At 61.1% G+C, this 12,834-nt stretch carries 14 protein-coding genes; 1 reads left to right on the plus strand and 13 read right to left on the minus strand.

What is annotated here, in order from left to right; translation table 11 throughout:
* Positions 1–3: 3 nt before the first annotated feature.
* The 8 genes from hscA to trmJ all read right to left on the minus strand — a co-directional run bounded on the left by hscA (position 4) and on the right by trmJ (position 6,714).
* Positions 4–1,866 (minus strand): Fe-S protein assembly chaperone HscA, encoded by a 1,863-nt coding sequence (gene hscA, locus HU725_RS18740; RefSeq protein WP_186477658.1) that lies wholly within the window; start codon positions 1,864–1,866, stop codon positions 4–6.
* A gap of 42 nt (positions 1,867–1,908) precedes the next feature.
* Positions 1,909–2,430 (minus strand): co-chaperone HscB, encoded by a 522-nt coding sequence (gene hscB / locus HU725_RS18745; protein ID WP_186477657.1) that lies wholly within the window; start codon positions 2,428–2,430, stop codon positions 1,909–1,911.
* 8 nt (positions 2,431–2,438) lie between these two features.
* Positions 2,439–2,762, minus strand: a complete 324-nt coding sequence (iscA, locus tag HU725_RS18750; protein WP_023630636.1) for an iron-sulfur cluster assembly protein IscA — start codon at positions 2,760–2,762, stop codon at positions 2,439–2,441.
* Positions 2,763–2,790: 28 nt separating this feature from the next.
* A complete protein-coding gene (iscU, locus tag HU725_RS18755) occupies positions 2,791–3,177 on the minus strand; it encodes a Fe-S cluster assembly scaffold IscU (protein WP_007929523.1) in 387 nt (128 codons plus the stop codon).
* A gap of 46 nt (positions 3,178–3,223) precedes the next feature.
* Complete coding sequence (locus tag HU725_RS18760) at positions 3,224–4,438, minus strand: IscS subfamily cysteine desulfurase (RefSeq protein ID WP_186477656.1); 1,215 nt, start codon at positions 4,436–4,438, stop codon at positions 3,224–3,226.
* Positions 4,439–4,483: 45 nt separating this feature from the next.
* Positions 4,484–4,975 carry a Fe-S cluster assembly transcriptional regulator IscR gene (gene iscR, locus HU725_RS18765; RefSeq protein WP_008092572.1) on the minus strand — a complete coding sequence of 164 codons (492 nt, stop codon included), beginning with the start codon at positions 4,973–4,975 and terminating at the stop codon, positions 4,484–4,486.
* A 179-nt stretch (positions 4,976–5,154) separates the two neighbouring features.
* A complete protein-coding gene (gene cysE, locus HU725_RS18770; RefSeq protein WP_186477655.1) occupies positions 5,155–5,940 on the minus strand; it encodes a serine O-acetyltransferase in 786 nt (261 codons plus the stop codon).
* Positions 5,941–5,943: 3 nt separating this feature from the next.
* On the minus strand, positions 5,944–6,714 hold the full coding sequence (gene trmJ, locus HU725_RS18775) for a tRNA (cytosine(32)/uridine(32)-2'-O)-methyltransferase TrmJ (protein ID WP_186477654.1): 771 nt from the start codon (positions 6,712–6,714) through the stop codon (positions 5,944–5,946).
* Positions 6,715–6,865: 151 nt separating this feature from the next.
* Between trmJ and suhB the strand changes: the two genes are divergently transcribed.
* A complete protein-coding gene (gene suhB, locus HU725_RS18780) occupies positions 6,866–7,684 on the plus strand; it encodes a type III secretion system regulator SuhB (protein ID WP_060479410.1) in 819 nt (272 codons plus the stop codon).
* 148 nt (positions 7,685–7,832) lie between these two features.
* On the opposite strand, the gene HU725_RS18785 is transcribed toward suhB, so the two are convergent.
* The 5 genes from HU725_RS18785 to tgt all read right to left on the minus strand — a co-directional run bounded on the left by HU725_RS18785 (position 7,833) and on the right by tgt (position 12,834).
* Complete coding sequence (locus tag HU725_RS18785; protein ID WP_060479409.1) at positions 7,833–8,375, minus strand: glycine zipper 2TM domain-containing protein; 543 nt, start codon at positions 8,373–8,375, stop codon at positions 7,833–7,835.
* A gap of 119 nt (positions 8,376–8,494) precedes the next feature.
* The gene (gene secF / locus HU725_RS18790; RefSeq protein WP_060479408.1) at positions 8,495–9,403 is read right to left on the minus strand and encodes a protein translocase subunit SecF; all 909 of its coding nucleotides are present in this window, start codon (positions 9,401–9,403) and stop codon (positions 8,495–8,497) included.
* Positions 9,404–9,413: 10 nt separating this feature from the next.
* Positions 9,414–11,276, minus strand: a complete 1,863-nt coding sequence (secD, locus tag HU725_RS18795; protein WP_186477653.1) for a protein translocase subunit SecD — start codon at positions 11,274–11,276, stop codon at positions 9,414–9,416.
* Between the two features lie 64 nt (positions 11,277–11,340).
* Entirely contained in the window at positions 11,341–11,676 is a 336-nt protein-coding gene (gene yajC, locus HU725_RS18800; protein ID WP_008092587.1) for a preprotein translocase subunit YajC, read from the minus strand.
* Between the two features lie 42 nt (positions 11,677–11,718).
* Positions 11,719–12,834, minus strand: coding sequence for a tRNA guanosine(34) transglycosylase Tgt (tgt, locus tag HU725_RS18805; RefSeq protein ID WP_186477794.1), 1,116 nt, complete (start codon positions 12,832–12,834; stop codon positions 11,719–11,721).

The raw sequence follows: 12,834 nt of genomic DNA on the forward strand, positions 1-12,834 counted from the left end.
CGGTTACTCCTCGATCTCATTCAGGTTGCGCCCGGCCAGTGCGGCTTTGACCGTCGAATCAAGGCGACGGGCGGCAAAAGCATCGGTCACCTGCGACAGACGCTTGGTCTGCTGCTCGATAGCGGGGCCATCAGTGCCGTTGAGCAAATCACGCAATTCTTGCATCTGGTACTCGATGGCCACCCGCTCATCTTCGCTGAGCAAGCGTTCACCGTCGGCATCCAGGGCGCCCTGCACCGCTTCGAGCAGGCGCTCACCGTCGACCTGGTGCTCGCGCAACTGGCGCGCCTGCTTGTCGGAGCCTGCGTGCTCGAAGGAATCCTTGAGCATGCGGGCGATCTCGCCGTCGGTCAGGCCGTAGGATGGCTTCACCTGAATGCTGGCCTCAACCCCCGAACCCAGTTCGCGGGCGGCCACGCTGAGCAGGCCGTCGGCGTCGACCTGGAAGGTCACACGGATCTTCGCGGCGCCGGCGACCATGGCCGGAATGCCGCGCAACTCGAAGCGCGCCAGGGAGCGGCAGTCGCTGATCAACTCGCGCTCACCCTGCAGCACGTGGATCATCATGGCCGACTGGCCGTCTTTATAGGTGGTGAATTCCTGGGCACGCGCCACTGGAATGGTGGTATTACGCGGGATCACCTTTTCCATCAGCCCGCCCATGGTCTCGAGACCAAGTGACAGCGGGATGACATCGAGCAGCAGCAGTTCGCCGCCTTCGCGGCGGTTGCCGGCCAGGGTGTCGGCCTGAATGGCAGCGCCGATGGCGACGACCTGATCGGGGTCGATGGAAGTCAGCGGCGTACGCCCGAACAGCGCGCCAACGGCTTCACGCACTCGCGGCACGCGCGTCGAACCACCGACCATGACCACGGCGCCCACCTCGTCCAGCTCGACACCGCTGTCGCGCACAGCGCGCCGGCAAGCTTTCAGGCTGCGCGCGACCAGGGGTTCGATCATGGCTTCGAAGGCCACTCGGCTCAGCTCGCCGTGCCAGGCGCCATGGCTGACAGTGACGCTATCGGCGTCGGTCAGGGCCTCTTTGGCAGCGCACGCGGCTTGCAGCAGCTGGCGTTGGGTGGCCGGATCGAGGTCGGCCGAAAGACCCGCCTGCTCGATGATCCAGCCGGCGATGGCGTGGTCGAAATCGTCACCACCCAGTGCCGTATCGCCACCTGTGGCCAACACCTCGAATACACCCGCAGTCAGGCGCAGGATGGAAATATCGAAGGTACCGCCACCCAGATCATAAATGGCCACCAGGCCCTCGGCATTCTGGTCGAGCCCATAAGCCACGGCAGCGGCAGTTGGCTCGTTGAGCAGGCGCAGTACGTTAAGGCCAGCCAGACGGGCAGCATCCTTGGTGGCTTGGCGCTGGGCATCGTCGAAATAGGCAGGCACGGTGATCACTGCGCCCACCAGCTCACCGCCAAGGGTGGCTTCGGCGCGCTCGCGCAGCACCTTGAGAATGTCGGCGGAGACTTCGACCGGGCTTTTCGGGCCCTGCACAGTGTCGATGAACGGCATGTGCGACTCGCCGCCGACAAAGCGATAAGGCAGCTGCTCGCCGAGCTGTTTTACATCGGCCAGGCCTCGCCCCATCAGGCGCTTGACCGACAGTACGGTGTTCAGCGGGTCGCTGGAAGCCGCTTCACGCGCTGCCAGGCCAACTTCATTGTGGTCGGCCAGGTAACGCACTGCTGACGGCAGAATGACGTTGCCCTGCGCATCAGGCAGGGGCTCGCTGCGACCGCTGCGCACGGCAGCGACCAGAGAATTGGTGGTACCCAGGTCGATACCCACCGCCAGGCGGCGCTGGTGCGGCTGAGGGCTTTGACCTGGTTCGGCGATCTGCAGTAGGGCCATGCTTATCTGAATACCTTAGGTGTCGCCACGGGCGAAACCGGGTTAGTCGTCGAGGCGCTCTTCGAGTTGGCGCACTTCTTGGGCGAGCTTGTCCAGGAATTGCATGCGGCGCATCAGGCGCTCGGCCTTGTCGCGCTCGGCAGGCACATCCCAGCAGGCGGCAAAATCCTCGTTCAGCGTGTCCTGAGCAGCCTTCAGGCGCTTCTTGAACACAGCCACGCCGTCGAGGTCGGCTTCATCCTGCAGCTCTTCCAGCTCTTCGCGCCACTGCATTTGCTGCATCAGAAAATCAGGGTCGTGGACCGTGATCTCCTGGGGCACTTCGTGGCCACCGATGGCCAGCAGGTAACGGGCACGGCGCGGCGCGCTGCGCAGCGTCTGATAGGCATCATTGAGGGCCGCAGACTTTTCCAGCGCCGCCCGCTGCTCGCGCTCGGAGGCGTCGGCGAAGCGATCCGGGTGGACCTCACGTGCCAGTTCGCGATAGCGAACGGCCAGTTTATCGAGGTCCAGACGGAAGCAGGGCTGGAGGTCGAACAGAGCGAAGTGACAAGGAGTACCCACGGCCAGCCTCAAACGTTGAAGCTTTCGCCGCAGCCACACTCACCGCGCACGTTGGGATTGTTGAACTTGAAGCCTTCGTTCAAACCTTCCTTGACGAAGTCCAGCTCGGTACCGTCCAAGTAGACCAGGCTCTTGGGATCAATGATCACCTTGACGCCGTGGTTCTCGAACACCTGGTCTTCGGCGGCCAGCTCGTCGACGAACTCCAGCACGTAGGCCAGGCCCGAGCAGCCGGTGGTGCGCACGCCCAGGCGAATGCCCTCACCTTTGCCACGCCCATCGAGGGAACGGCGAATGTGGTTGGCGGCGGCTTCTGTCATGCTGATAGCCATCGGAACTCCTTGAGTCTTGCGGGCGGGCTTAGATCAAGCCTTTCTTCTGCTTGTAGTCGCGAACGGCTGCCTTGATGGCATCTTCGGCGAGTACCGAGCAGTGGATCTTCACTGGCGGCAACGCCAGCTCTTCCGCCAACTGGGTGTTCTTGATGGTTTCGGCTTCGTCCAGCGTTTTGCCCTTCATCCATTCGGTGGCCAGGGAGCTGGAAGCGATGGCCGAACCGCAGCCGTAGGTCTTGAACTTGGCGTCTTCGATGATGCCTTGCTCGTTGACCTTGATTTGCAGACGCATCACGTCACCGCACGCCGGGGCGCCGACCATGCCGGTGCCGACATCTGGGTCCTCGGCATTCATCTTGCCGACGTTACGTGGGTTTTCGTAGTGGTCGATGACCTTTTCACTATATGCCATGGTGCAATTCCTTCCTCATCAGGGAGCCGCTCTTGCCGGCGACTGCTTAGTGGGCGGCCCACTCGATCTTGGAGATGTCGACGCCATCTTTGTACATGTCCCAAAGCGGCGACAACTCACGGAGTTTGTTAACGGCCTCGCAGACTTTCTGCGCGGCGTAGTCGACTTCTTCCTCGGTTGTGAAGCGGCCGAAGGAGAAGCGGATCGAGCTGTGCGCCAACTCATCGTTGCGGCCCAGCGCGCGCAGCACGTAGGACGGCTCGAGCGAAGCGGAGGTACAGGCCGAACCGGACGATACGGCGATGTCCTTGAGCGACATCAGCAGCGACTCGCCCTCGACATAGTTGAAGCTCAGGTTGAGATTGTGCGGCACGCGTGCAGTTTTGCTGCCGTTGACGTACAGCTCTTCAAGGTCCGATACCTGCTTGAAGAAACGGTCACTCAGGGCCTTGATGCGCACGTTCTCGGCGGCCATTTCCTGCTTGGCGATGGCGAACGCCTCGCCCATGCCGACGATCTGGTGGGTTGGCAGCGTGCCCGAACGCATACCGCGCTCATGGCCACCACCATGGATGATGGCTTCCAGGCGCACCCGCGGCTTGCGGCTGACGTACAGCGCGCCAATACCTTTAGGGCCATACGCCTTGTGAGCGGAGAACGACATCAGGTCGACCTTCAGCTTCTGCAGGTCGATTTCAACCTTGCCGGCCGATTGAGCGGCGTCAACGTGGAACAGCACGCCGCGCGAACGGGTCAGTTCACCGATGGCAGCAATGTCGTTGATCGAACCGACTTCGTTGTTCACGTGCATCAGCGAAACCAGGATGGTGTCGTCGCGCAGCGCCGCCTCGACCATGGCCGGGGTGATGATGCCGTCTTCGCCCGGCTCCAGGTAGGTGACTTCGAAACCTTCACGCTCGAGCTGGCGCGCGGTATCCAAAACCGCCTTGTGCTCGATCTTGGAGGTGATGATGTGCTTGCCTTTGCTCTGATAGAAGTGCGCCACGCCTTTGATGGCGAGGTTGTCGGACTCGGTGGCACCGCTGGTCCAGACGATTTCGCGCGGGTCGGCATTGATCAGCTCGGCGACCTGACGACGGCCGTTCTCAACCGCTTCTTCGGCCTTCCAACCGAACACGTGGGAACGCGAAGCCGGGTTACCGAAGTTGCCGTCGACCAGCAGGCAGTCGGCCATTTTCTGGGCGACACGAGGGTCGACCGGCGTGGTAGCGGAATAATCGAGGTAGATCGGCAACTTCATGGGTATCTCCTATCAGGCGGTGGCGTCGCTCGTCGCGGCTAATGGTCAGTCGACGGCAGACGTCTCAATCTTGTCCAGCTGGGCGGTACGGCCTGCGACTCGCCGCAGGTCCTGGCGCTGAGCGACTTCCTGCACCTCACGGCGCATGACGAGGTCGGCCAGGCTGATGCCGCTGAGGAATTCGTGAATCTGCTGGCTGAGGTCGCACCACAGGTGGTGGGTCAGGCAGGTGTCACCGGCATGGCAATCCCCAAGCCCCTGGCAACGGGTGGCATCGACCGATTCGTTGACCGCATCGATGACCTGGGCCACCTGGATGGTTTCCATGCCGCGCGACAGCTGATAACCGCCGCCAGGGCCGCGAACGCTGGAAACCAGGCTGCTGCGGCGCAGCTTGGCGAACAGCTGTTCCAGATAAGAAAGGGAAATGCCCTGGCGCTCGGAAATGTCGGCCAAAGACACAGGCCCGTGCTGCGCGTGCAGTGCCAGGTCGAGCATGGCAGTGACGGCGTATCGGCCTTTAGTAGTCAGTCGCATGGCTAATGGGTACCACGGGAGTTACGGGATGTGTGCAAGTATGCGATTCCCGAGCATTTAAGTCAACTATTAGACCTAGTGCTTTAGTCGGGTTTGCATCCGGAGGGCGGGCGCGATTGTAGCAGCAACGGGGCGCGAGCACACGCCCCATGTGTCAGAGCCGCTCGGACGCGACGCGATCAATGCAACTGAGTGTCGCGCTCAGCGGCCTGGGTTTGTTGGATGAAGTCATCTTCGGGCAGCTTGGGCAGCTCTTTGGCACAGTAGTCGCTGCCCATTTTGGTCAGTGCCCCGCACATGCCTTCCAAACGCTCGTCGACGGCCTGCAGATGGTCGAGCATCTGGCCAATGGCGCGAGCCACCGGGTCCGGCATGTCGCCGCTGACGCCGTAGGCATCGAAGCCGATTTTCTCGGCCATGGCCTTGCGCCGCGCCTCGATGTCACTGTCTTCGCTCTTGACGATGATCCGCCCAGGGATACCCACCGCCGTTGCACCGGCGGGCACCGCCTTGGTCACCACCGCGTTGGAGCCAATCTTGGCGCCCGCCCCGACGGTGAACGGGCCGAGCACCTTGGCACCTGCGCCTACCACCACACCGTTCTCCAGGGTTGGATGGCGCTTGCCTTTGTTCCAGCTGGTGCCACCAAGGGTCACCCCCTGGTAGAGCGTGACATCGTCGCCGATTTCGGCGGTTTCGCCGATGACGATACCCATGCCGTGGTCGATGAAGAAGCGTCGACCGATGGTTGCGCCCGGATGGATTTCGATACCTGTCAGCCAGCGGCCAAAGTTGGACACCAGGCGTGCCAACCACTTGAAATCACGCTTCCACAGGGCATTACCCAAGCGATGCAGCCAAATGGCATGCATGCCGGGGTAGCAAGTCAGCACCTCGAAAGCGTTGCGCGCTGCAGGATCACGATGAAATACGCTTTGGATATCTTCACGCAGACGTTCGAACATCTGTCAGTCCTTCCGTTTATGCGGCTCGCCCCGGACCACTTTCTGGGTCTCGGTGAGGATGCCGCGCAAAATGCTTATTTCCGTACGCTCGACCGAACTGCGCCCATACAACCGGCGCAAACGCGGCATCAGGTGTTTGGGCTTGGCGGGGTCGAGGAAGCCGATGTCCACCAGGGTTTTTTCCAGGTGTTCGTAGAACAGCTCCATTTCGTCCATGGTCGCCAGTTCGTTGCCGCGCGTAGCGCCGGCGTCAGCCTTCTCGATGCTCAAGGCCCCGCCCTCGGCCGCCAGCCAGGCCATGCGTACCTCGTAGGCAAGCACCTGAACCGCTGCAGCGAGGTTCAGCGAGCTGAAGTCTGGATTGGAGGGAATATGCACATGGAAGTGACATCGCTGCAGTTCGTCGTTGGTCAGGCCGGCATGCTCACGCCCGAACACCAGGGCGATGGACTCATCCGCTTTGGAATGCTCCACTGCCTTGACCGCGCACTCGCGCGGATCGATCAGCGGCCAGGGGATACTCCGCTCCCGGGCGCTGGTGCCCATGACCAGGCTGCAACCGACCAGCGCATCCTCGAGGCTGTCGACCACCTGGGCATTGGCCAGGATGTCGTCAGCTCCGGAAGCTCGCGCACTGGCTTCATCAGCTGGAAAATCTTTTGGCTGCACCAGCACCAAACGCGACAAGCCCATGTTTTTCATGGCACGCGCAGCGCCGCCGATGTTGCCGGGGTGGCTGGTATTGACCAGAACAACACGAATATTTTGCAGCAAGGTGTTGTGCTCACAGATGCAGGTTTGGGGGGAAAAGATCTTACAGAACCGACCAGCGTAACGCCAAGAAAGCAAATGTGACACTTCTGCCGCCAAACTTTTCTGCTAGAATGTCCGGCTTTATTCTTTAACATCTCCAGGTGACCCGCCCATGCAGCCTATGCTGAATATCGCCCTGCGCGCCGCTCGCAGCGCCAGTGAACTGATTTTCCGCTCCATCGAACGCCTGGATAGCATCAAGGTCGACGAGAAAGAGGCCAAGGACTACGTCTCCGAAGTGGATCGCGCCGCCGAGCAGAGCATCGTCAACGCCCTGCGCAAGGCCTACCCGAACCACTCCATTCAAGGTGAAGAAACCGGCCTGCACGCCGGCACCGGCGAAGAAGGCAAGGACTACCTGTGGGTCATCGACCCGCTGGACGGCACCACCAACTTCCTGCGTGGCATTCCGCACTTCGCTGTCAGCATCGCCTGCAAATACCGCGGCCGCCTCGAGCACGCCGTGGTCGTCGACCCAGTACGCCAGGAAGAATTCACCGCCAGCCGCGGCCGTGGCGCCCAGCTCAATGGCCGCCGCCTGCGCGTCAGCTCGCGCACCAGCCTCGAAGGCGCCCTGCTGGGCACCGGTTTCCCATTCCGTGACAACCAAATGGCTGACATGGACAACTACCTGGGCATGTTCCGCGCCCTGACCGGCCAAACTGCCGGTATCCGCCGCGCAGGCTCCGCCGCACTGGACCTGGCCTACGTGGCCGCCGGCCGCTTCGACGCCTTCTGGGAGTCGGGCCTGTCCGAGTGGGACATGGCAGCAGGCGTGTTGCTGATCCAGGAAGCCGGCGGTTTGGTGAGCGACTTCAACGGTGGCCACGATTTCCTCGACAAAGGCCACATCGTTGCGGGCAACATCAAGTGCTTCAAGGCCGTACTGACCGCTATCCAGCCACACCTGCCAGAACACATGAAGCGCTAAGCGCCAATTGCCGGCCATAAAGAAAGCACCCCATGGGGTGCTTTCTTTTTGCCTGAAGATTGGTAGCGCAATCAAAGGTCAACCGAAGCCAACCAGAGCGACGCAGACCTCAAAGCTTACGCCGCAGGGGCCAGCGCAGATACGCCCATCACTGCCCAGCTTCACTGAGAATCAGCTTGCCATTCTTGTCCACAGGAATGGTCGAGCCTGGTTCGTGATCCATCTTCACCTGCCCCGCCTTGTCGCCAAGCGTGTATTTGACGTTATACCCGACTACCTTGTCGCTGACGTCATGCACGGTGTTGCAGCGAGTTTGGGTGGTGGTATAGGTGTCACGCTGCTGCATGCCTTCCTGCACCTTGTTCCCCGCATAACCACCACCGACAGCACCGGCCACGGTGGCGATCTTCTTGCCAGTGCCGCCGCCAATCTGGTTACCCAGCAGTCCACCGGCGAGCGCACCGACCACAGTACCAGCAATCTGGTGCTGATCCTTGACCGGCGCTTGGCGCGTGACGGTCACGTCTTTGCACACCTCACGCGGTGTCTTGATTTGTTGCTTGATCGGTTGCACATCGGTGACCTGGGCATATTCAGGCCCTTTGTTCACCAAGCTGTAGGTGGCCACAGCACCTCCGGCGGTTACACCGACAGCACCCAGTACAGCGCCTACCAGCATTGATTTGTTCACATGAACCTCCTGTTGTACCTGCAGGAGTCAACCTGCTTTCTCCCTGCCTTGGAGCAAAAAAAAAGGCGCGAGTTCAACACTCGCGCCTTTGGGGTCGCCGAACGGCGTAGGACTAATCGTCAGGGACGATCATCCACACCGTCGGTTTTCGCGGGTGGAATCAGGTCTTCGCTATTCAAGTTCAGCCAGATCAGCACCACGTTGGCGATGTAGATCGATGAATAGGTACCTGCCATGACGCCGATGAACAGCGCCAGCGAGAAGCCGAACAGGTTATCGCCCCCAAAGAACAGCAGCGCAGCGATGGCCAGCAAGGTCGAGACCGAGGTTGCCACGGTGCGCAGCAGGGTCTGGGTGGTCGAGACGTTGATGTTCTCGATCAAAGACGCCTTGCGCATCACACGGAAGTTTTCACGCACCCGGTCGAAGACCACGATGGTGTCGTTCAGCGAGTAGCCGATGATGGCAAGCACCGCTGCCAGTACCGTCAGGTCGAAGGTGATCTGGAAGAACGACAGAATGCCCAGGGTGACCACCACGTCGTGAATCAACGAGATGATCGCGCCCACGGCGAACTTCCACTGGAAGCGGAATGCCAGGTAAATGAGGATACCGCCCAAGGCCAACAGCATGCCCAGGCCACCCTGATCGCGCAGCTCTTCACCTACCTGCGGGCCGACGAACTCGACTCGCTTGATGGTCGCTGGGTTGTCGCCGCCGATCTTCTGTAGCGCAGCTGCCACTTTGTTACCCAACTGCGGGTCATCGCCCGGCATACGCACCAGCAGGTCGGTGGTGGCGCCAAAGCTCTGCACCACAGCCTCGTGGAAGCCGGAGTCGACCAGCTCGGCGCGCACCGCCTTCAGGTCAGCCGGGCGCTCGTAGGTCAGCTCGATCAGCGTGCCGCCGGTGAAGTCCAGGCCGAAGTTCAGGCCCTTCTGCCACCAGCTGAACAGCGCCAGCACGGTGAGGAGCACGGTAATGCCGAACGCGACATTGCGCACGCCCATGAAATTGATGGTTTTCATCGTAGCTCCCTCAAACCCACAGCTTCTTGATGTCACGCCCGCCGCAGGTCAGGTTGACCATTGCGCGAGTCACCATGACGGCGGTGAACATTGAGGTGAAAATCCCGAGAGACATGGTCACCGCAAAGCCCTTGACCGGACCTGTACCCATTGCGAACAGGATGCCGCCGACCAGCAGGCTGGTCAGGTTGGCGTCGATGATCGCGGTGTAGGCCCGATTGAAGCCTTCATGGATCGCGCGCTGTACCGACATGCCGGCTTTGAGCTCCTCGCGAATACGCGAGAAGATCAGCACGTTGGCGTCCACCGCCATACCCATGGTCAACACGATACCCGCAATACCCGGCAGGGTCAGGGTTGCACCGAGCAGCGACATCAGCGCCAGCAGCAGCACCATGTTGCCTGCCAGGGCGATGGTGGCGATCACGCCAAAGCCGCGGTAGATGGCGATGATGAACAGCGAGACGAACAGCATGCCCCACAGCGACGCATCGATACCCTTGGTGATGTTGTCCGCACCCAGGCTTGGGCCGATGGTGCGTTCCTCAGCGAAGTACATCGGCGCCGCCAGGCCACCGGCACGCAGCAGCAGGGCCAGTTCCGACGACTCCCCCTGGCCGTTCAAGCCGGTGATACGGAATTGGCTGCCCAGTGGCGACTGAATGGTTGCCAGGCTGATGATCTTCTTCTCTTCCTGGAAGCTCTGAACGGCAACGTCCTTCTCGACGCCGTCGACGGTCTGCTTGACATAGCGTGTGACCGGCTTCTGCTCGATGAAGATCACCGCCATGCTGCGGCCCACATTGCTGCGGGTTGCGCGGCTCATCAGTTCACCACCGTGACCGTCCAGACGGATGTTCACCTGTGGACGACCGTGCTCGTCGAAGCTCGCCTGGGCATCGGTCACCTGGTCACCCGTGATGATCAGGCCACGCTCCACAGCAGCGGAGCGGTTGCCTTCGCGGAACTCGAAGACCTCGGTAGTAGCCTTGGAAGCACCAGGCTCGGCGCCAAAGCGGAACTCCAGGTTGGCGGTCTTGCCGAGGATGCGCTTGGCTTCGGCAGTGTCCTGCACGCCCGGCAGCTCGACCACGATGCGGTTGGCACCCTGACGCTGTACCAGCGGCTCGGCCACACCCAGCTCGTTCACCCGATTGCGCACGGTGGTGAGGTTCTGCTTGATCGAGTACTCGCGGATCTCGGCGACTTTCGCCTGGGTCAGCGCCAGACGCAGCACCGCCAGGTCATTGCGCTCGGTGGTGGTCAGGTCGAAATCATTGAAATTCTTGCGGATCAGGGCACGTGCCTGTTCGCGGGTGGCGTCGTCAGCGAAGCCCAGCATCACAGCGCCATCTTGCGGCGGCAGGCTGCGGTAGCGAACGCGCTCTTTACGCAGCAAGGTCTTGACCTCGCCTTCGTAGACTTTCATGCGGGCAGTCATGGCCTTGTCCATGTCCACTTCCAGCAGGAAGTGCACACCACCGGACAGGTCCAGGCCCAGCTTCATCGGGCTTGCGCCCAGGTTACGCAGCCACTGCGGCGTCGTTTGAGCCAGGTTCAAGGCCACGACGTAGTCATCGCCCAGCGCCTTGCGCACAACATCCTTGGCTGGCAGTTGATCTTCCTGGTTGTTCAGGCGAATCAGCCCACTGCCCTTCTCACCCAGGCTGGCACCCTTGACGGTGATGCCAGCATCGCTCAGCGCCTTGCTGACGCGATCGAGGTCGGCCTGCTTGACCTGCAGCGCCGAGCTGGCACCACTGATCTGCACCGCCGGATCGTCCGGGTAGAGGTTGGGAGCGGAATAAATGAAACCGATCGCCAGTACCACCAGGATCAGTGCGTATTTCCACAGAGGGTATTTGTTCAGCATCACGCCGCCCGTTCAAGACGCGGGGCGCTTTGCGCGCCCCGACTGGAAAAATGAAACCGGTAACTCAGATAGCTTTGAGCGTACCTTTTGGCAGGGTGGCCGCGATGGCACCCTTCTGGAACTTCAGTTCGACGGTATCGGAAACTTCCAGTACCACGAAGTCATCGGAAACCTTGACGATCTTGCCGGCGATGCCGCCGTTGGTGACAACTTCGTCACCCTTTTGCAAGTTGCTCAGCAGGTTCTTCTGCTCTTTGGCACGTTTGGCCTGTGGGCGCCAGATCATCAGGTAGAAGATGACCAGGAAACCAACCAGGAAAATCCACTCGAAACCGGTACCGGCGGGGCCAGCGGCGGGTGCTGCAGCGTCCGCGTATGCGGCGGGAATCAAGAAGCTCATTGGGCACTCCTAATGTAATTTTCTAATAATAATTGCGAACAGTCAGTCCAAAGGCGGCACAGCAAGCCCGCGCTTGGCGTAGAAGGCGTCGACGAAGGCGGCCAATTTACCCTGTTGAATAGCCTCGCGTAAACCGGCCATCAAGCGCTGGTAATGGCGCAAGTTGTGGATGGTATTCAGCATGCTGCTCAGCATTTCGCCGCACTTGTCCAGATGATGGAGGTAGGCACGGGAGAAGTTGGTGCAGGTGTAGCAATCACAGGTCGGATCCAGTGGCGAATCATCATGGCGATGGAACGCGTTACGGATCTTGATCACCCCTGTATCGACGAACAGGTGGCCGTTGCGCGCATTGCGCGTAGGCATCACGCAGTCGAACATGTCGACGCCGCGGCGCACACCCTCAACCAGATCTTCAGGTTTGCCTACTCCCATAAGGTAACGAGGTTTGTCAGCGGGCATCTGATCTGGCAGGTAGTCCAGCACCTTGATCATTTCGTGCTTGGGCTCGCCCACCGACAGCCCGCCGATGGCCAGGCCGTCGAAGCCGATGTTTTCCAGCGCTTCGAGCGAGCGCATGCGCAGGTCCTGATACATGCCGCCCTGGACGATGCCAAACAGCGCGGCAGTGTTGTCGCCGTGGGCATTCTTCGAGCGCTGAGCCCAGCGCAGCGACAGTTCCATGGAGGTGCGCGCCACATCATGCTCGGCCGGGTACGGCGTACACTCGTCGAAAATCATGACGATGTCCGAGCCCAGATCGCGCTGGACCTGCATCGACTCTTCCGGGCCCATGAACACTTTGGAGCCATCGACCGGCGAGGCGAAGGTTACACCCTCTTCCTTGATCTTGCGCATGGCACCCAGGCTGAACACCTGGAAGCCGCCAGAGTCGGTAAGGATCGGGCCTTTCCATTGCATGAAGTCGTGCAGCCCGTTGTGCTTCTTGATCACCTCGGTGCCTGGGCGCAGCCACAGGTGGAAGGTGTTGCCCAGAATGATCTCGGCACCGATGGCCTCGATGTCACGCGGCAGCATGCCCTTGACCGTGCCATAGGTACCCACTGGCATGAAGGCTGGGGTTTCGACCGTGCCACGGGGGAAGGTCAACCGGCCACGACGGGCCTTGCCGTCGGTAGCCAGCAGTTCGAACGACAT

The sequence above is a fragment of the Pseudomonas promysalinigenes genome, from assembly GCF_014269025.2.
GTDB lineage: Bacteria > Pseudomonadota > Gammaproteobacteria > Pseudomonadales > Pseudomonadaceae > Aquipseudomonas > Aquipseudomonas promysalinigenes.

What these genes read in the sequence shown, in the direction of transcription:
- hscA (WP_186477658.1), bottom strand. Translation starts at nt 1,866, where the DNA reads ATGGCCCTACTGCAGATCGCCGAACCAGGTCAAAGCCCTCAGCCGCAC.
- iscA (WP_023630636.1), bottom strand. Translation starts at nt 2,762, where the DNA reads ATGGCTATCAGCATGACAGAAGCCGCCGCCAACCACATTCGCCGTTCC.
- iscU (WP_007929523.1), bottom strand. Translation starts at nt 3,177, where the DNA reads ATGGCATATAGTGAAAAGGTCATCGACCACTACGAAAACCCACGTAAC.
- HU725_RS18760 (WP_186477656.1), bottom strand. Translation starts at nt 4,438, where the DNA reads ATGAAGTTGCCGATCTACCTCGATTATTCCGCTACCACGCCGGTCGAC.
- iscR (WP_008092572.1), bottom strand. Translation starts at nt 4,975, where the DNA reads ATGCGACTGACTACTAAAGGCCGATACGCCGTCACTGCCATGCTCGAC.
- cysE (WP_186477655.1), bottom strand. Translation starts at nt 5,940, where the DNA reads ATGTTCGAACGTCTGCGTGAAGATATCCAAAGCGTATTTCATCGTGAT.
- suhB (WP_060479410.1), top strand. Translation starts at nt 6,866, where the DNA reads ATGCAGCCTATGCTGAATATCGCCCTGCGCGCCGCTCGCAGCGCCAGT.
- secF (WP_060479408.1), bottom strand. Translation starts at nt 9,403, where the DNA reads ATGAAAACCATCAATTTCATGGGCGTGCGCAATGTCGCGTTCGGCATT.
- secD (WP_186477653.1), bottom strand. Translation starts at nt 11,276, where the DNA reads ATGCTGAACAAATACCCTCTGTGGAAATACGCACTGATCCTGGTGGTA.
- yajC (WP_008092587.1), bottom strand. Translation starts at nt 11,676, where the DNA reads ATGAGCTTCTTGATTCCCGCCGCATACGCGGACGCTGCAGCACCCGCC.
- tgt (WP_186477794.1), bottom strand. Translation starts at nt 12,834, where the DNA reads ATGTCGTTCGAACTGCTGGCTACCGACGGCAAGGCCCGTCGTGGCCGG.